The organism is Pseudokineococcus marinus, assembly GCF_013004605.1.
In the GTDB taxonomy this organism is placed as follows: domain Bacteria; phylum Actinomycetota; class Actinomycetes; order Actinomycetales; family Quadrisphaeraceae; genus Pseudokineococcus; species Pseudokineococcus marinus.
In genome coordinates, this window is record NZ_JABEMA010000035.1 from 1 (window position 1) to 17,115 (window position 17,115).

Annotated in this window: 12 protein-coding genes; 3 read left to right on the forward strand and 9 right to left on the reverse strand. The window is 76.3% G+C overall.

The genetic code is table 11. From position 1 onward, the window contains the following. Positions 1–21 precede the first annotated feature (21 nt). The 4 genes from HLB09_RS04420 to HLB09_RS04435 form a co-directional block, all read right to left on the reverse strand. Positions 22–1,581 carry an anthranilate synthase component I gene (locus HLB09_RS04420; protein ID WP_171202195.1) on the reverse strand — a complete coding sequence of 520 codons (1,560 nt, stop codon included), beginning with the start codon at positions 1,579–1,581 and terminating at the stop codon, positions 22–24. Next, entirely contained in the window at positions 1,578–2,015 is a 438-nt protein-coding gene (hisI, locus tag HLB09_RS04425; protein ID WP_171202196.1) for a phosphoribosyl-AMP cyclohydrolase, read from the reverse strand. Before hisI ends, HLB09_RS04420 begins: the two co-directional genes overlap by 4 nt. Positions 2,016–2,108: 93 nt before the next feature. Further along, a complete protein-coding gene (locus HLB09_RS04430) occupies positions 2,109–3,926 on the reverse strand; it encodes an ABC transporter ATP-binding protein (RefSeq protein WP_212770545.1) in 1,818 nt (605 codons plus the stop codon). Then, positions 3,923–6,052 carry an ABC transporter ATP-binding protein gene (locus HLB09_RS04435; protein ID WP_322790026.1) on the reverse strand — a complete coding sequence of 710 codons (2,130 nt, stop codon included), beginning with the start codon at positions 6,050–6,052 and terminating at the stop codon, positions 3,923–3,925. Before HLB09_RS04435 ends, HLB09_RS04430 begins: the two co-directional genes overlap by 4 nt. Positions 6,053–6,406: 354 nt before the next feature. Between HLB09_RS04435 and HLB09_RS04440 the strand changes: the two genes are divergently transcribed. Then, on the forward strand, positions 6,407–7,192 hold the full coding sequence (locus HLB09_RS04440) for a TIGR03085 family metal-binding protein (RefSeq protein ID WP_171202197.1): 786 nt from the start codon (positions 6,407–6,409) through the stop codon (positions 7,190–7,192). Positions 7,193–7,274: 82 nt separating this feature from the next. After that, positions 7,275–8,780, forward strand: coding sequence for a tripartite tricarboxylate transporter permease (locus tag HLB09_RS04445; RefSeq protein ID WP_171202198.1), 1,506 nt, complete (start codon positions 7,275–7,277; stop codon positions 8,778–8,780). Positions 8,781–8,882: 102 nt separating this feature from the next. Here HLB09_RS04445 and HLB09_RS04450 read toward each other — a convergent pair whose 3' ends face one another. The 5 genes from HLB09_RS04450 to HLB09_RS04470 form a co-directional block, all read right to left on the reverse strand. Next, positions 8,883–9,848 (reverse strand): aldo/keto reductase, encoded by a 966-nt coding sequence (locus HLB09_RS04450; protein WP_171202199.1) that lies wholly within the window; start codon positions 9,846–9,848, stop codon positions 8,883–8,885. Positions 9,849–9,947: 99 nt separating this feature from the next. After that, positions 9,948–10,850 (reverse strand): carbohydrate ABC transporter permease, encoded by a 903-nt coding sequence (locus HLB09_RS04455; protein ID WP_212770546.1) that lies wholly within the window; start codon positions 10,848–10,850, stop codon positions 9,948–9,950. Continuing rightward, positions 10,850–11,686: a carbohydrate ABC transporter permease gene (locus HLB09_RS04460; RefSeq protein ID WP_171202200.1), complete on the reverse strand. Its 837-nt coding sequence runs from the start codon at positions 11,684–11,686 to the stop codon at positions 10,850–10,852. The genes HLB09_RS04455 and HLB09_RS04460 overlap by 1 nt, the downstream gene beginning before the upstream one ends. Positions 11,687–11,749: 63 nt before the next feature. After that, complete coding sequence (locus HLB09_RS04465) at positions 11,750–13,213, reverse strand: extracellular solute-binding protein (RefSeq protein ID WP_171202201.1); 1,464 nt, start codon at positions 13,211–13,213, stop codon at positions 11,750–11,752. Positions 13,214–13,303: 90 nt separating this feature from the next. After that, positions 13,304–16,450 (reverse strand): glycoside hydrolase family 38 N-terminal domain-containing protein, encoded by a 3,147-nt coding sequence (locus tag HLB09_RS04470; RefSeq protein ID WP_171202202.1) that lies wholly within the window; start codon positions 16,448–16,450, stop codon positions 13,304–13,306. 461 nt (positions 16,451–16,911) lie between these two features. Between HLB09_RS04470 and HLB09_RS17710 the strand changes: the two genes are divergently transcribed. Beyond that, positions 16,912–17,115, forward strand: a 204-nt coding sequence (locus tag HLB09_RS17710; RefSeq protein ID WP_212770548.1) for a hypothetical protein, incomplete at its 3' end; no start/stop codon positions are given.

The following is a 17,115-nucleotide window of genomic DNA, read 5'->3' on the forward strand; positions in this document are numbered from 1 at the left end:
GGGCGCCCCGGCCGGCCGGGCTCACCGGGGGCCGCCGGCCGGCGCCGGCGGTCGCAGCGTGGTCGCCGCTGCCACGGCGCGGAGCACGGCCGCCGCCTTGGCCCGGCACTCGGCGTCCTCGAGCTCCGGGACCGAGTCCGCGACGACGCCGGCGCCCGCCTGCACGTGCGCCCTTCCGTCGGACAGGACGGCCGTGCGGATGGCGATGGCCATGTCCAGGTCGCCCGCGAAGTCGAGGTAGCCCACGACACCGCCGTAGACGCCGCGCCGCACCGGCTCGAGCGCGTCGATGAGCTCCATGGCCCGCGGCTTCGGCGCGCCGGACAGCGTCCCCGCCGGGAAGGCCGCACGGAGCACGGCCATCGCCGCCGTCCCGGGGCGCACGTCGCCGAGCACCGTCGAGACGAGGTGCATGACGTGGCTGTAGCGCTCGACCGCCATGAACTCGACGACGTCGACGGTCCCCGGCTCGCAGACCCTCGCGAGGTCGTTCCGGGCGAGGTCGACGAGCATGAGGTGCTCGGAGCGCTCCTTGGCGTCGTCGAGCAGCTCCTCCGCGAGGCGGACGTCGTCCTCGGGCTTGGCGCCGCGCGGGCGCGTGCCCGCGATGGGGTGCGCCAGCACCCGGCCCGCCTCGACCTTGACGAGCGCCTCGGGGCTCGAGCCGACGACGTCGACGCGGCTGCCGTCGGGGCGCTGCCCGCGGAAGAGGTACATGTACGGGCTCGGGTTGGACGCCCGCAGGCAGCGGTAGACGTCGAGCGCGTCGGCCGGGCAGTCCAGCTCGAAGCGCTGGGAGAGGACGACCTGGAAGACCTCGCCGTCGACGATGGCCTCCTTGCCGCGCCGCACGGCCTCGAGGTAGTCCTCCCGGCGCGTGCGCTCCCGCGGCGCGGGCGGCTCGCCCCCGCCGCCGTCGTGGACGGCGACCGTGGACGGCGCGGGTGCGGCCAGCTCGGCGACCATGCGGTCGAGCCGCGCGACGGCGTCGCCCCAGGCCTCGTCGACGCGCTCGTCGGTCCCGTCGTGGTTCACCGCGTTGGCGACGAGCAGCAGCGTGCCGTCGCTGTGGTCGAGCACGGCGACGTCCGTGGCGAGCGCCATCATCACCGGCGGCGCGCCGAGCTCGTCGGGCGAGCGCACCGGCAGCCGTTCCCAGGCGCGGACGACGTCGTACCCGAGGACGCCGACCATGCCGCCGGTCAGCGGTGGGAGGCCGGGCAGGCGCGGGGTGTGCAGGGCGTCCATGACGGCCGCGAGCACCTCCGTCGGCTCCCCCGACGTCGGCACGCCCGCGGGGGGCTCGCCGACCCACTGCGAGGCGCCGTCGCCGCCCAGCAGCATCGCCCCGGAGCGCGCGCCGACGATCGACCAGCGCGACCAACGCCCGCCCTCGGCGGACTCGAGGAGGAAGGAGCCCGGCGCGTCGCCCGACAGCTTGCGGTAGAGGCCCACGGGCGTCTCGCCGTCGGCGAGCACGCGGCGCACGACCGGCACGACCCGTCGGTCGCGGGCCAGCTCGCGGAAGACGTCGAGCGACGGCCACGTCGCCCCGAGGCGCCCGTCGGGTCCCGCGCTCACGCCCCGCCACCGCCCGTGGCGCCGCCCGTGATGCCGCCCGCACCGCTGGTGGTCCCTTCGGCGACGACGTCGCGGGCACCGAGGTCGCGGCCGTCGAAGCAGGTGCGGGTGCCGGTGTGGCACGCCGGGCCCGTCTGGTCGACGCGCACGAGCAGGGCGTCGCCGTCGCAGTCCAGCGCGACCGAGCGCACGTGCTGCACGTGCCCGGAGGTGTCCCCCTTGCGCCACAGCTCCTGGCGGCTGCGGCTCCAGTAGGTGGCGCGGCCCGTGCTGAGGGTGAGCGCGAGGGCCCGGTCGTCCATCCAGCCGAGCATGAGCACCTCGCCGGTGTCGTGCTGCTGGACCACCGCGGCCACCAGGCCGTCGGGCGTGCGCCGCAGGCGGGCGGCCACCGCGGGGTCGAGGTCGGTGCCGGAGGAGGTCGGTGCGCTCACGCGCCGATCCTCCCACCGCGCCCGACCCCGCCCCCGCCGCCGTCGCCCGCCGTCGTCGTCGTCGCCGGCCGTCGTCGTCGCCGGCCGACGGCCTCAGCCGCCCGCCGGGGAGAGCTGGGCGGCCCACGCGCGGTGCAGCTCGGCGTAGTGACCGCCCGCGTCGACGAGGTCGGCGTGCCGGCCGGTCTCGGTGACCCGCCCGCCGGAGACGACGACGACGAGGTCGGCCCGCTCGGCCGTCGACATCCGGTGGGCGATCGTCACGGAGGTCCGCCCGGCCATGAGCCGCTCGAGGGCCGCGCCGATGGCGACGTCGAGCGCGGGGTCGACGGCGGAGGTCGCCTCGTCGAGGACGAGCACGTCGGGGTCGGCCAGGCGGGCGCGCGCCAGGGCCACGAGCTGGCGCTCCCCCGCCGACAGCGCCTCGCCCCGCTGGCCGACGCGCGTGCCGAGGCCGTCGGGCAGCCCGTCGACCCACGGCCCGAGCCCGAGCTCCTCGACGACCCGGCGCACGTCCTCGCCCGTGCTGCCCTCGCGGCCCATCGCGACGTTGTCGGCGACGGTCCCCTCGAAGAGGAAGCCCTCCTGCGGGACCATGGCGACGCGGCGGCGCAGGCTGGCCGCGCGGACCCGCCGCAGGTCCTCGCCGCCGAGGACGACGCGCCCGCTCACCGGGTCCTGCAGGCGCGTGAGCAGGCGGGCGAGCGTCGTCTTTCCCGAGCCGGTGCGCCCCACGACCGCCACGCGCGTGCCCGCCGGCACGGCCAGGTCGACGTCGGACAGGGCCGGGCGTCCGCCCGGGTAGGCGTACCCGACGCCCTCGACGCGCAGGTCGAGCGGCCCGTCGGGCAGGTCGCGGCCGTCCTCGCCCGGGTCGGCCAGGTCGACCGGCGTGTCGAGGAGCGCCAGCACGCGCCGCCAGCCGGCGACGGCGTTCTGCAGCTCGTTGAGGACCTCGGTGAGGCTCTGGACCGGGCCGGTGAGCAGCTGCACGAGGAGCAGCACGGCCGTCAGCTGCCCGAGCGTCAGGTCGCCGTCGACGCCGAGCAGCGCACCGACGACGACGACCGCGGCGACGACGACGCCCGCGCCGAGCACGGCCGTCGAGAAGGAGGTCGCGACGAGCGTCTGGGCGCGCACCTGCGCCCGGCGCTGGTCCTCGACCGCCGCGTCCACACGGGCCCGCGTGCGGGCCTCGGCGCCGTAGGCGCGGATGGTGTCGGCGCCGACCACCGTCTCCGACACGCCGCCGAGGACGCGCCCCACCCGGGCCCTGACCTCGGCGTAGGCCGCGGAGACCCGCGGCTGCATCCAGCGGCCGAAGAGGACGACGGGCACGAAGCAGGCCACGACGACGAGCAGCAGCTGCCAGGACGTCACGCCGATGATCACCGAGACGACGAGCACCTGGCCGACCGACAGCACGAGCAGCAGGCCGCCGAACTGGAGGAACTGGGAGATCGTGTCGACGTCCGTCGTCACGCGGGAGACGAGCGAGCCCCGCTGCTCGGACGACTGCGTGAGGGCCGACAGGTCGTGCACGCGCCGGAAGGCGGTGGTGCGCAGCTCCGCCAGGCCCGCCTCGGTCGCGGTGAACAGGCGCCGGTTGACCACGTAGGACACGAAGGCCGTCGCGACGACGACGACCACGCCGACGAGCACGAGGCGCGTCACGAGGCCCGGGTCGGGCCCGTCGGGGCCGTTGATGCCGGCGTCGACCGTCCGCTGGGTGGCGAGCGGCACGACGACGCGCCCGGCGGTCGCGAGGACGCCGAGCAGGAGGGTGCCCATCAGCCCACGGCGCATGAGCGGGGACAGCGCGAGACCGCGCCGCACCGTGGCGACGACGCCGTCGCCCGCCTCGCGGGCGATGCGCGTGCCCGCGGGCGGCGGGGCGCCCGCGGCGCTCACCGCCGCCCCCCGGAGGTCGAGGCCGCCGGGGCGACGGCACCGGGCCCGGGCGGGGCGCCGGACGGGGCGTCGGCCGCCAGGGCCGCCTCCTCGTACGCCGTGACGAGGTGGCGGTAGGCCGGCCGCCGCTCCAGCAGCTCCTCGTGCGTGCCCTCGTCGACGACGCGCCCGTGCTCCATCCACGCCACGCGGTCGGCGAGGGCGATGGTGGCCCGTCGGTAGGCCACGAGCAGGACGGTGGGCCGCGGCGCCCCGGGTGCCGGCGGACGGCGCAGCGCGCTGAGGATCTCGGCCTCCACGGCCGGGTCGACGGCGGAGGTCGCGTCGTCGAGGACGAGCAGGCGCGGGTCGCGCACGAGGGCCCGCGCGAGGGCCAGCCGCTGGCGCTGGCCCCCGGAGAGCGAGGTGCCGCGCTCCCCCACGCGGGTCTCGAGGCCCTCGGGCAGGGCGTCGACGAACTCGGCGGCCTGCGACGTCTCGAGCGCGTCCCGCAGGCGCTGCTCGTCGACCTCGGCGCCGAGGGTGATGTTGCCGCGGACGGTGTCGTCGAAGACGAAGGTGCCCTGGGGCACGAGGGCGACCTCGGCCGGCAGGGAGCCCTCGCGCAGCTCGCGGGCGTCGACGCCGCCCAGGCGCACGACCCCGCTGTCGGGGTCGAGCAGCCGCACGGCGAGGGAGGCGAGCGTGGACTTGCCGGAGCCGGTGGGGCCCACGAGGGCGGTCGTCGACCCGGCGGGGACGTCGAGGTCGACCCCGCGCAGGGCGGGCACGCCGTCGGCCGCGGGGGCGTCGGCGGGCTCCGGCGCGCCGGCACCCCTCGCCGTACCGGCGACCTCGCCGGCGTCGAGGTCCTCGTCCGCCCCGCGCGCGTGCGCCAGCTCGACCCCGCGCATCTGCAGCGACAGGCCGCCGCGCGGCAGGGGGCTCTCGCCCCAGGTCGTGCGGCCGCGGGCGTCGAGCACCGTGCGCACGCGCCCGAAGCCGACGGCCGCCCGGGGCAGCTCGGCGAGGACCCACCCGAAGGCGCGCACCGGCGAGGCGAGCACCGTGAGCAGGTAGACGACCGTGAAGACGTCGCCGACGCCGACGTCCCCCGACGCGGCGCGCACCGCGCCGACCGCCAGGACGGCGAGGCTCGCCAGGCTCGGCAGCGCCTCGACGGCGGGGTCGAAGGCGCCGCGCGTGCGCCCGACGTCGACGTTGGCCGCGCGCAGCCGGTCGGCGGCGGCGCCGAAGCGGCGGGTCTCGGCCCCCTCGCGGCCGAGCGTCTTGACGACGACGGCGCCGTCGAAGCTCTCGTGGGCCATGGCCGAGACCTCGCCGCGCAGCGCCTGGGCCCGCACCACGCGGGGCGACATGGCGCGCTGGTAGGCGATGTTCGCGACGACCATCGCGGGCAGGCTGAGCAGGCCGACGAGGGCGAGGACGGGGTCGGCGGCGACCATGGCGACGGCGGCCACGACGGCCATGACGACGACCCCGAGCGCCATCGGCAGGGGGTTGAAGATCGTGAAGCTGGCCTCGACGTCGCTGCTCGCGTTGGCGAGGAGCTGACCGGCGGGGTGGCGGTGGTGCCAGGCGATGGGCAGGCGCAGGTACTGGTGGGCGAGGCGCCGCCGGTAGCGGGCCTGGAGGTTGGCGAAGACCCGGCCGGCGACCATGCGCCTCAGCGCGACGGCCACCGCGGTGACGACGGCGACGCCCGCGAGCGCCAGACCGGCGAGGAGCACGTCGCCGCGGTCGACGCCGGGGTCCCCGGCGAACAGCGGCGCGAGCACCTCGTCGGTCGTGCGGCCGAGGAGCCAGCCCGCGGCCGCCGTCCCGGCGCCGTAGACGGCGGAGACGGCGACGGCCAGGCCGAGGACGCGCGGCTCGTCGCGCGCCCCGCGGGCGACGACGCGGACCCCGCGGCGGGTGGCGCCCGGAGGGTGGGCGGGGCGCGCGGGCCGCGACGGGCGTCGGCGGCGGTCGGGCTGGCGCGGGACCTCGGAGGCGCGAGGGGACGGCTCCGGAGTGGACGGCTGGGGGCCGGGAGGGTGCGCTGCGGCTCGGTCCGGGACGGGAGGCGGTGCGGAGCGGCGGGGCACGGACGTCCTCTCAGGCGGGCCCACGAGGCTGGGCAGCACACGTTCTCACGGGCGACCGACAGCGGCGTCCCGGGCTTCCCGGGGCCGCGGGCACCGACCGCCCGCCGCCACGCCCCCAGCCAGCCGCACGCGCAGCACCGCGCCCGGTGACGCCTGCCAGGGGTGGGGGCGGGAGACGTGCAGGGCACGTCAGGCGAGCGTCCGTGCTGGGCGCCAGCCCCAGCACGGGGGCGTAGCCAGTGCCCTGCACGTCTCCCGCCCCCGCCCCACCCCGCCCGGCCACGGATGCGTCCACGACGACTCGTCGAGCCGCAGGACCCGGGCGCAGCGGACCAGGTTCACGCCCTCGGCGCCCGCTGGGCGCCGTCGGTCCCAGGGGGCACGATGGCGACCATGACGCCCTCCGCCTCCGAGCGAGCCGTCCTCGTCGAGGAGCTGGGCCGCTGCGGTCCCGACGCCCCGACGCTCTGCGCCGGCTGGACCGCGCGCGACCTCGCCGCCCACCTCGTCGTCCGCGAGCGGCGCCCCGACGCGGCGCTGGGCATCGTGGTCACGCCCCTGGCCGGCCACGGCGAGCGCGTGCGGGCGGCCGTCGCCGCCCGGCCGTTCGACGTCCTCCTCGACCTCGTGGCCTCCGGGCCGCCGCGCCTGTCGCCCTTCGCCCTGCCGGGGGTGGAGACGGCGGTGAACACCGGCGAGCACTTCGTCCACGCCGAGGACGTCCGGCGCGCGGGCGACGCGCCCGCGGAGCCGCGCGCGCTGCCCGCCGCCGTGCGCAGGGCGCTGTGGGGCGGCCTGCGCGGGCGGGCCCGGCTGCTCTACCGGCGCTCCCCGGTCGGGGTGGTGCTGGAGACCCCGGAGGGGCGCGTCGTCGCCCGTCGCGCCCCCGAGGGCGCCGGCACCGTCCCCGGCGGCACCGGTGACGACCGGCCCACCGCCCCGACCGACTGGCGCTCCGTCGCGCTCGTCGCCGCGACCTTCGCCGTCTTCATCGCGGTGCTCGTGCCGCTCGGCTGGCTCCTGGCGGGGACCTGGCTCTTCTGGGGCACCGCGCAGGCGCTGGGCAGCCGGCGCCGTCTCTTCGACCTCGGCGTGGCCCTCGCCGTGGCGTCCGTCGTGCAGCTGGCGTTCCGGGCGGGCCTCGGCCTCAACCTGCCCGCCGGGGTGCTCGGGCTGTGACCGGGCCCGTGCGCCGACCGCTGACCCGGACCGGGCTCCCGCCCGCGACCGGCCCCGTGATCCCGCCCGTGACGGAGGACTGATGGACGCCCTCGCGAACCTCGCGGACGGCTTCGGGACCGCGCTCTCGCCGATCAACATCCTGTGGGTCTTCCTCGGCGCCGTGCTCGGCACGGCCGTCGGCGTCCTGCCGGGGCTCGGCTCGTCGATGGCGGTGGCGCTGCTGCTGCCCGTGACCCTCGTCCTCGACCCGACCGGCGCGCTCATCATGCTCGCGGGGGTCTACTACGGCGGGCTCTTCGGCGACTCGATCACCGGCATCCTCCTCAACACGCCGGGCAACTCCTCGGCGATCGCCGCGACGTTCGAGGGCCACCGGATGGCCCTCGACGGGCGCGCCGCGCAGGCGCTCGCGACGTCGGCCATCGGCGCCTTCACGGGCGGCCTCATCGCGACGACGGTCGTGGCCTTCGGGGCGCCGGCCTTCGCGGACCTGGCCTCGGCCTTCGGGCCCGAAGAGTTCTTCGCCCTCACCGTCTTCGCCTTCGTCGCCACGGCCTTCGTCGTCGCCGACTCGGCGCTCAAGGGGCTGGCGGCGCTCGTCATCGGCTTCACGGTCGGCGTCATGGGCATCGACACCCTGACGGGGACGGTGCGCTACACGCTCGGGGTGCCCCAGCTCCTCGACGGCGTCGGCATCGTCGTCATCACCGTCGGCCTGCTGGCGCTCGGCGAGGTGCTCCACGTCGCGTCCCGCTCGCGCTGGCAGAGCGGCGACCGGCTCGTCACGGTGAAGGGCCGCCCCTTCCTCTCGCGGGCGGAGTTCCGGGAGGCGCTGCCGGCGTGGCTGCGCGGCACGGCCTTCGGCGTCCCCTTCGGCGTCATCCCCGTCGGCGGGTCGGAGGTGCCGACCTTCCTGGCCTACGGCACCGAGCGGCGGCTCGACGCCCGGCGCCGGCGCCCGATGTTCGGCCGCGGCGCCATCCGCGGCGTCGCCGGCCCGGAGGCCGCCGGCAACGCCACCGCCGGCACGGCCATGGGCGCCCTCCTCGCGCTCGGCCTGCCGACGTCCGCCACGGCCGCCGTGCTCCTCGGCGCCTTCCAGCAGTTCGGCTTCCAGACGGGGCCGCTGCTCTTCGCCCGCTCGGGCGACCTCGTCTGGGCGCTCATCGCGAGCCTCTTCATCGGCCTCGTCGTGCTACTGGTGCTCAACCTGCCCTTCGCCCCGGTGTGGGCGCAGCTCCTGCGCATCCCCCGGCAGTACCTCTACGCCGGTATCGCCGTCTTCGCGGGGCTGGGCATCTACGCCTCGGCGGGCTCCGTCGTCGACCTCGTGCTGCTGCTCCTGCTGGGGCTCCTCGGCTTCGTCATGCGCCGCCACGACGTGCCGCTCGCGCCCGTGCTCATCGCCGTCATCCTCGGCCCGCTCGCGGAGGAGAACCTCCGCCGGAGCCTCACCATCAGCCAGGGCGACCCGGCGGTGCTCGTCTCCACGCCCATCACCGTCGGCATCTACGCGCTGCTCGTCGTCGCCGTCGTGCTCGCGCTGGTCGCCCAGGTGCGGCGCCGCCGCAGCGCGGACGTCTGAGCTCCGGGCCACCGGGGCCTCGACCGGTCTCTGCCGCCGTCTAGGGCTGATCCCAGACGGCGGCAGAGGCGGTGATCGAGCGGTCGACGCGAACTGCTCGGCTCAGAGGCCGACGCCGGCGCGACCCGGTGCGGCGAGCTCCTCCAGGCGCGCCCACGTCGCGTCGTCGACCGGGTGGCGCGCCAGCTCGAGCGTGCGCGCGACACGACCGGGCGCGGACATCCCGACGACGGTGGCCGCGACGCGCTCGTCGCGCAGGGAGTGCTGGAGGGCGGCGGCCGCGAGGGGGACGCCGGCCTCCTCGCAGACCCGCTGCATCTCGCGCACCCGAGCCAGGACGTCCTCGCCCGCGGGCCGGTAGCAGTAGGTGGGGACCTCGTCGGGGCCCCGCACGAGCATCCCGCCGCCGTACGGCGCCGCGTTGACGACGGCGACGCCCGCGGCCGCGGCGTCCTCCACGAGCGGCTCCGCGGAGGAGTCGACGAGCGTGAGCCGGTTGTGGGTGAGGACGACCTCGAAGACGCCCGTCGCGACGTAGCGGCGCAGCAGGTCCACGGGCCCGCCGGCGACGCCGAGGTGGCCGACGAGCCCCTCCTCGCGCAGGGCGAGGAGCGCCTCGACGGGGCCGCCGGGGGCCGTGGCGTCCTCGAAGGAGATCCGCTCGGGGTCGTGCAGGTGCACGAGGTCGAAGCGCTCCCGCCCGAGGCGCTCGAGGCTCTCCTGCACCGAGCGGCGCACCCGGGCGCCGGAGAAGTCGTCGCTGCCGGGCAGCGGGTCGACCTTCGTCGCGAGGAGGACGCCGTCGGGCAGGCCGCCCGCGCGCCGCAGCCCGAGGCCGAGGCGCCGCTCGCTCTCGCCGTCGCCGTACTGGTTGGACGTGTCGAGGTGGGTGATGCCGCGGCGGAGCACCTCCTCGACCGTCGCGAGCGCCTCCTCCTCCGGGACGTCGTGCGCGGGCGGGATCGTCGTCCCGCCCAGCGAGCTGGTCCCGAGGGCCAGGGCGGTGGTGGAGAGGCCCGTGCGGCCCAGCGGGCGGGTCGCGAGGGGGTCGGGGGTGGTGGTCGACATCGGGCGGGCCTCCGGGTCGGTCGTGGCAGGTCGGGCGTCGGCCCGCCCGCCCTCTCGGCGTCCACCCTCCCGACCGTCGGCCGCGTGCGCCCGCCGGAGTCAGCCCTTGACGCCGCCGCCGAGGGTGAAGGAGCCCCCGAGCCACCGGGACACGACGGCGTAGAGCACGACCACCGGCAGCGTGTAGAGCAGGGAGTAGGCGGCGAGCTGCCCGTACGCTGCGGCGCCGTACTGGCCGAAGAACTGGTAGATCGTCACGGCCGCGGGCAGCTTGTCCTCGGAGAGCAGCAGGACGAAGGGCACGAAGAAGTTCCCCCACGCCGTGATGAAGGTGAAGATCCCCACCACGAGCATCCCCGGCAGCATGAGCGGGGCGACGACGCTGCGCAGCGACTGCATCGCCGAGGCCCCGTCCGTCCAGGCCGCCTCCTCGAGCTGGACGGGCACGCCGTCCATGAAGGACTTCGTCAGCCAGATCGCGATGGGCAGCGACGTCGCCGCCAGGAAGAGCACGGTCCCGTACCGGGTGTCCACGAGGTCCGCGCGCGCGAAGAGGCTGTAGACGGGGACCATGACCGCGGTCAGCGGCAGGCCGGTCGCGAAGAGGATCGTGTAGAGGAAGGGGCGCCCGTAGCGCAGCTGGTACCGCGAGAGCGGGTAAGCCGCCAGCGTCGCCGCGAGGACGGTGAGGACCGACGCCGACAGGCACAGCACCAGGCTGTTGAGCAGCGGCCGGACCGTCGTGCCGACGGTGAGCACGGCCGCGAAGTTCTCCAGGCCCGGGTCGTCGGGCAACGACAGCTGCAGGGTGGCGCCCGGGTCGAGCGCGGCGAGCAGGAGCCACAGCAGCGGCACCGCGAAGGCGACGGCCACGACGACGAGCACCGCCGTCACGAGGACGCCGGACGCACGGCGTCGCGGTGACGCCACGGTGGGCGCGGGCGGGCGCGCCGGCGGCGTCGTCGCCCCGGTGCCGGGAGCGGTGCTGGCGGCGGCGGCCATCAGATGTCCTCCTTGCCGATGGCGCGGATGTACCCGAGCGAGAAGACGGCGCCGATGGCCAGGAGCACCAGCGCGATGGCCGTGCCGTAGCCGAGGGCGGCGTACTGGAAGGCCTGCTCGTACATGAGCAGCGGCAGGGTCTCGCTGGCGTCGCCCGGGCCGCCGGCCGTCATGACGAAGATCAGGGTGAAGACCTGCAGCGTCTGCAGGGTGATGAGCACGAGGTTCGTGCCGATGGCCCGGCGGATCATCGGGATGGTGACGAAGCGCAGCCGCTTCCAGCCCGAGGCCCCGTCGATCTGGGCCTGCTCGTCGACGTCGGAGGGCACCTGGCTCAGCGCCGCCAGGTAGATGAGCATGGAGAACGCCGTCCCCCGCCAGATGTTGGCGAGCACGACGGCGAGGACCGGCAGCGTGAACAACCAGCTCTGGCCCGGCAGGCCGACGCTCGTCAGGGCGGTGTTGAGGGTGCCCTCGGGGTTGAGGAAGGCGTACCAGACGAAGGCCGCCACGATCTCCGGGACGACGTAGGCCGCCATCACCGGCAGCGTCACGAGCGACCGGACGGCCGTCCCCCTCCCCCGCAGCATGAGCGCCAGGGCGAGCCCGAGGCCGTTCTGCCCGACGACGGCCGACCCGAGGACGAAGACGACGGTGAGGACGACGGCGTTCCAGACCGCCGGGTCCTGGAGCAGCCGGGCGAAGTTGTCGAGGCCGACGAACGACGTCTGCGCCGCCGCCGACCCCGTCAGCGAGGCGTCGGTGAAGGAGAGCAGCACGCTCCACACGACGGGTCCGGCGAAGAAGACGGCCAGCAGGACGACGGCCGGCGCCATGGGCAGGAGCCACCGGCTGGCCGGGCGGCGCCGGCGCCCGCGCCCGGCGGACGTCGACGGCGCTCACGAGCCCTCCTCCTCGCGCGCGGGGGCCGCGCCCCCGCCGCCGTCGTCGGGCGGCAGGTCCTCGGCGCGGACGACGGCCTCCTCGCCGACGATCTGGGTGACGGCCTCGCCGTAGTCGGCCATGGCCTCCTCGGGGGTGCGCTCCCCGGTGATGACCGACTCCGCCGTCGTGCTGATCTCGTTCGAGATCCGCGGGTACTCCTGGTAGGCGGGGCGGAAGCGGGTGACCTCCACGAGCTCGGAGAAGGCCGAGATGGTGGGGTTCTGCTCGGCGTAGCGCGGGTCCTCGCTGACGTCGGCGCGGACCGAGATCTGCTGCGCGGCCAGGTAGTACGCGAGGGAGTTCTCGTAGTCCCCCGCCGTCGTGAGGAAGTCGAAGGCCAGGTCGGGGTCGGGGGCGCCGGCGCTGACGGCGAGCGCGAAGCCGCCGGAGAGGCTCACCGCCCCGGGCTCCTCGCCGTCCTGGGTCGGCATGGGAGCGACGCCGAGCGTGTCGGTCCACCCGGGCCAGGCCGAGGTGCCGCCCTCGCGCCAGTTCTCCACCTGCCACGACCCGTCGAGGGCGATGGCCACCCGCTCCGCCGGGATGAGGGTGCCCGCCACGGCGTACTGGGCCTGCGGGTCCAGCGCGAGGGACAGCGAGGGGCCGAGGTCCTCGCTGTAGACGGTGTCGAGGAAGCCCAGGGTGTCCCGGAACCCGTCGGAGGAGGTGACCCAGCGCTCGCTCTCGTCGTCGTACAGCTCGTCGCCGGTGCCCGCCAGCAGCATCTGGACGCTCTGCATCGACGTCACCTCGCCGACCGAGGAGCCGCCGTAGATGTTGAAGGGGATGACCTCGGAGCCGTCCGGGGACGTGAGGCCGGCGTCGCGGACGGCACGGGCGCCGTCGAGGACCTCCTCCCACGTCGCGGGCTCCCAGGGCACCTCGACCCCGGCCTGCTCGAGGAGGTCCCGGTTGTAGTAGAGCGCCCGGGTGTCGGTGCCCATGGAGACGCCGTAGACCGAGCCGTCGCGGCCCGTGGTCGCCCCCTCGGAGCCCGCGAACTGCGGCCAGTCCTCCCACCCCGCCAGCCGGTCGTCCAGCGGCAGCAGGTAGCCGGCCTCGATGTCGGAGTTGATCTGGAAGCTGTCCTGCAGCACGACGTCCGGCGCCGTGCGGCTCGAGCCGCGCATGAGGTTGAGCTTCGTGAAGTAGTCGTTGCCGCCGGCGACGACGGGCATCAGCTCGACGTCGACGTCCGGGTGCTCCTCCTCGAGCTGCGCCGCGACGTCGGCGAACCAGTCGTCGACCGGGGAGGTGCCGCCGAACTGCTGGTAGGCCACGCGCAGCACGTCGGCCCTCGCCCCGGCGTCCTGCTGGCCGCAGCCCGCGACCAGCACCAGCCCGCCCACCACGAGGGCGGCCCCGCCCCTGCGGCGGCCCCTGCGCCGCCGTCCTCCCCGGTCACCGCTCACCACCACGTCGAGCACCTCCTCCGCGGCACCGTCGCCGCCTCGTCGGTCCGCGTGCCCGGGCGGGGCGCGCGGTGCCGGTCCCCCGGCCGTCCTGCCTCAGTCCGCGGGCGCCCCGCGGCGCAGGCGCAGCGTCACCACCTGGAAGGGGCGCAGGTGCAGCGGCGCCCCTCCCCGCTCGTCGAGGCCGCCCCGGAGGGCGCCCCGGACGTCGTCCGGCGCGGGCCGCTCGAGGAGGTCGACCTCGTCGACGTCCGCAGCCGCGAAGCCCGGGACCAGCCGGGCGCGGGCGCGGCCGCCGAGCGCCTCGTAGAGCCGGACGACCACGTCGCCCGACCGGTCGTCGGCGAGCTTGACCGCCTCGACGACGACGGCGCCGGGGGCGCTCTCGTCCTCGACCCGCACCACCGGCTCGACCGGGCGCCCGCCGGGCACCCGCCGCTCCGGGAGGTTGAGGGCGTAGCCCTCCCGCACGGCGTCCGCGACGCCGGCCCCCACGACGAGGGACGCGCGCAGCACGTGCACGCCCTGGTCGGTGTGGGGGTCGGGGAAGCGGGGGGCGCGCAGCAGCGACAGCCGCACCGTCGACGTCGTCCCGCCGCCCTCGCGGGGGTGACGCGCCACGTCGTGCCCGTACGTGGCGTCGTTGACGACGGCGGCGCCGTAGCCCGGCTCGCCGACGTGCACGAAGCGGTGCGCGCAGACCTCGAAGCGCGCGGCGTCCCACGTCGTGTTGACGTGGGTGGCGCGCCGCAGGTGGCCGAACTGCGTCTCGAAGACGGCCGAGTCGGTGTGGACGTCGAGGGGGAACGCGAGCTTGAGGACCTTCTCGCGCTCGGCCCAGTCGACCTCGCAGCGGACGTCGACCCGCGCCGCACCGGGCACCAGCGAGAGCTCCTGGACGGCCCGGGAGGCGCCGAAGGACCGGACCACCCGCACGGTCGCCGCGCCGCCGTCCTCCGCGGGCAGGAGCTGGACGGACTCCGCGCCCGTGAGGTCCGTGACCCGGTTGCGGTAGAAGGCGTCGAGGTCCCAGGCGTCCCAGGCGTTGGGGGTGTCGGGGTGCAGCTGGAGCAGCGCCCCGGCCTGCCCGGGCGCGAGCACCTCGCGGTCGACCTCCAGGTCGCGCACCGAGGTGAGCAGGCCCCGCGCGTCGACGACGACGCGGACGCGCCCGTTGTCGAGGACGTGCCCGCCGCCCTCCTCCCGCGCGTCGACGTGCGGCACCGGGGCGAGCACGTCCCCCGCCGGCGCACCGCCGAGCGCGGGCACGCCGCGCCGGGCGTGCGGCGCGGCGTTGAGGACCACGACCTCCCCGGGGGCGGTCGACCCGTCACCCGCGAGCGCCCGCAGCGCCGCCGCGACGAGGCCCTCGAGCTCCTCGGCCACGCGGGCGTAGGTCTCGCGGGCCTCGCGGTGGACCCAGGCGATCGAGGAGCCGGGGAGGATGTCGTGGAACTGGTGCAGGAGCACCGTCCTCCACAGCCGGTCGAGGTCGTCGTGGGGGTAGGTGAAGGCGTCGTCGGCCAGCGCGGCCGCCGTCGACCACAGCTCGGCCTCCCGCAGGAGGTGCTCGCTGCGGCGGTTGCCCCGCTTGGTGGCCGCCTGCGAGGTGTAGGTGCCCCGGTGCATCTCGAGGTAGAGCTCGCCGACCCACACGGGGCCCTCGGCGTACTCGTCCTCGACCGCGGCGAAGAAGGCCGACGGCGCCTCGACGGCGACCCGTGGCGAGCCCTCGAGGTCGGCGGTGCGCCGGGCCCGCTGCAGCATCTCCCGCGTGGGGCCTCCGCCGCCGTCGCCGTAGCCGAACGGCGCGAGCGAGCGGTTGGACCCGGCCTTGTCCCGGTGGTTGCGCTGGGCGTGCGCGAGCTCCTCGCCCGTCAGCTCGGCGTTGTAGGTGTCGACGGGCGGGAAGTGCGTGAGGACGCGGGTGCCGTCGAGGCCCTCCCACCAGAAGGTGTGGTGGGGGAAGACGTTCGTCGTGTTCCAGCTGATCTTCTGCGTGAGGAACCAGCGCGAGCCCGAGAGGCGCACGAGCTGCGGGAGCGCCGCCGAGTAGCCGAAGGAGTCGGGCAGCCACACCTCCTGCGTGTCGACGTCGAAGCGCTCGAGGAAGTACCGCTTGCCGTGGACGAGCTGGCGAGCCATGGCCTCCGAGCCGGGCATGTTCGTGTCGGACTCGACCCACATGCCGCCGACCGGCACGAACCGCCCGCCGCGGACCGCCTCGACGACGCGCGCGAAGACCTCCGGCCGGTGCTCCTCGATCCAGGCGTACTGCTGCGCCGAGCTCATGGCGTAGACGAGGTCGCGCCCGTCGTCGGAGTCAAGGAGGTCCACGACGTTGGAGGTCGTCCGCGCGACCTTGCGCACGGTCTCCCGCAGCGGCCACAGCCACGCCGAGTCGATGTGGGCGTGCCCGACGGCGGTGACGCGGTGCGCGCTGGCCGAGGCGGGCGCCGCGAGCACCCCCGCGAGAGCGGCGCGCGCCGCGCCGGCCGAGCCCGCGACGTCCTGCAGGTCCAGGACGTCGAGGCTCCGTTCGAGCGCGCGCGCCACCTGCCACCCGCGCGGGTCGCCGTCGGCCAGCTCGGCGAGCAGGCCGCCGAGCACCTCCAGGTCGGCGACGAGCTCGTGGACCTCCGTCTCCAGGACGGCGACGTCGGCGCGGTCCAGCCGGTAGAGCGGTTCGGCGGGCGCGGTCGTCCGGTCCCCCAGCGCCGTCGGCCCGAAGCGGTCGGCGTCGTCGCCCAGCACGAGCGGGTTCGCGGCCGCCTCGACGAAGAGGTCGACGCGCTCCCCGCCCACCGCGGCGCTGGTCACGGGCACCCACCCGTTGCGGGGGTTGAGCCCCTTCACCGGCGTGCCGTCGGGCCGGTAGACGAGGCCCTCGGCCTGGAAGCCCGGAGACGCCCCCCGCCAGCCGAGGTCCACGACGAGCTCGACCCGGCGCCCCGCCGCCTCCGCCGGCACCTCGCCGGTGAGGTGCAGCCACGTCGTGCCCCACGCCGGGCCCCAGGCGTCCCCGACCGACATGGGGGTGTACCGCGCCGCGTCGGAGCGCTGCGGCCCGGGGAGGGCGGCGGAGGGGGGCACGGGCTCGCCGCGACCCCGGACGCCGTCCTCGTCGGCGACGTGCCACGCCTCGACGCGCAGGGCCGCCACCGTCCGGTGGACGGCGGGGCGCAGGCGGTGCTCGAGGGTGCGCGCGACCCGCGCGCGCAAGAGGTCACGGTCGTCGTGCATGCGGTGCGGCTCCGGCTCGGTCGACGTCGACGGGAGGCGCGGGCGTTCGCCCGGCTCTGGGCGGATCTGGTCTCGCACGAGCAGTAAGGCACACACGGACGCCGTGTGGTGGGGGACGCGCCCTCGGACCAGCCCGACGGGGCGAGCCGTCGCCTCTCGATGGCCGTGTCTGGCTCGCTCTAGCGCCGCCCCTAGACGTCGCCAGAGGCCAGCAGAAGGTGAGGCCGGCAGGGCAACGGGCCGGGCCGACGGAAGGCCGGGTCAGCCGAGGGGCGAGCCAGCAGAGCAGACGGGGGCGCACCTCGGCTGGCGGGCCTACGACGGCCGTCCACAGACGCCGCGCGCGGTCGGGCTGCTGTCGGTCGTGCGCGCTACCGTGGTGCCATCAGTCGAACATCTGTTCGAGCAGCAGCAGTGAAGGGGCAGCCGTGGACGACAGGCAGGAGCCCCCTACCGATCCCTTGGGGTCGGCTGCGGACGGCCCGCCCCACTCCCACCGCCGCGCCCGCGCGCTCGTCGACGGGATGGTCGTCGGGCAGAGGGAGCGCGCACGGTCCTGGGCCGCGACCCTGCGGGCGGTCGCCGACCTCGTCGACGCCCTCTCCGCCCCCGACGGTCTCGCCGGCCCGCTGAGCGGCCGGGTCGGCGGCGCGGGAGCGCCCACG

What these genes read in the sequence shown, in the direction of transcription:
- HLB09_RS04460 (WP_171202200.1), bottom strand. Translation starts at nt 11,686, where the DNA reads ATGGCGCCGGCCGTCGTCCTGCTGGCCGTCTTCTTCGCCGGACCCGTC.
- HLB09_RS04445 (WP_171202198.1), top strand. Translation starts at nt 7,275, where the DNA reads ATGGACGCCCTCGCGAACCTCGCGGACGGCTTCGGGACCGCGCTCTCG.
- HLB09_RS04470 (WP_171202202.1), bottom strand. Translation starts at nt 16,450, where the DNA reads ATGCACGACGACCGTGACCTCTTGCGCGCGCGGGTCGCGCGCACCCTC.
- HLB09_RS04440 (WP_171202197.1), top strand. Translation starts at nt 6,407, where the DNA reads ATGACGCCCTCCGCCTCCGAGCGAGCCGTCCTCGTCGAGGAGCTGGGC.
- HLB09_RS04450 (WP_171202199.1), bottom strand. Translation starts at nt 9,848, where the DNA reads ATGTCGACCACCACCCCCGACCCCCTCGCGACCCGCCCGCTGGGCCGC.
- HLB09_RS04455 (WP_212770546.1), bottom strand. Translation starts at nt 10,850, where the DNA reads ATGGCCGCCGCCGCCAGCACCGCTCCCGGCACCGGGGCGACGACGCCG.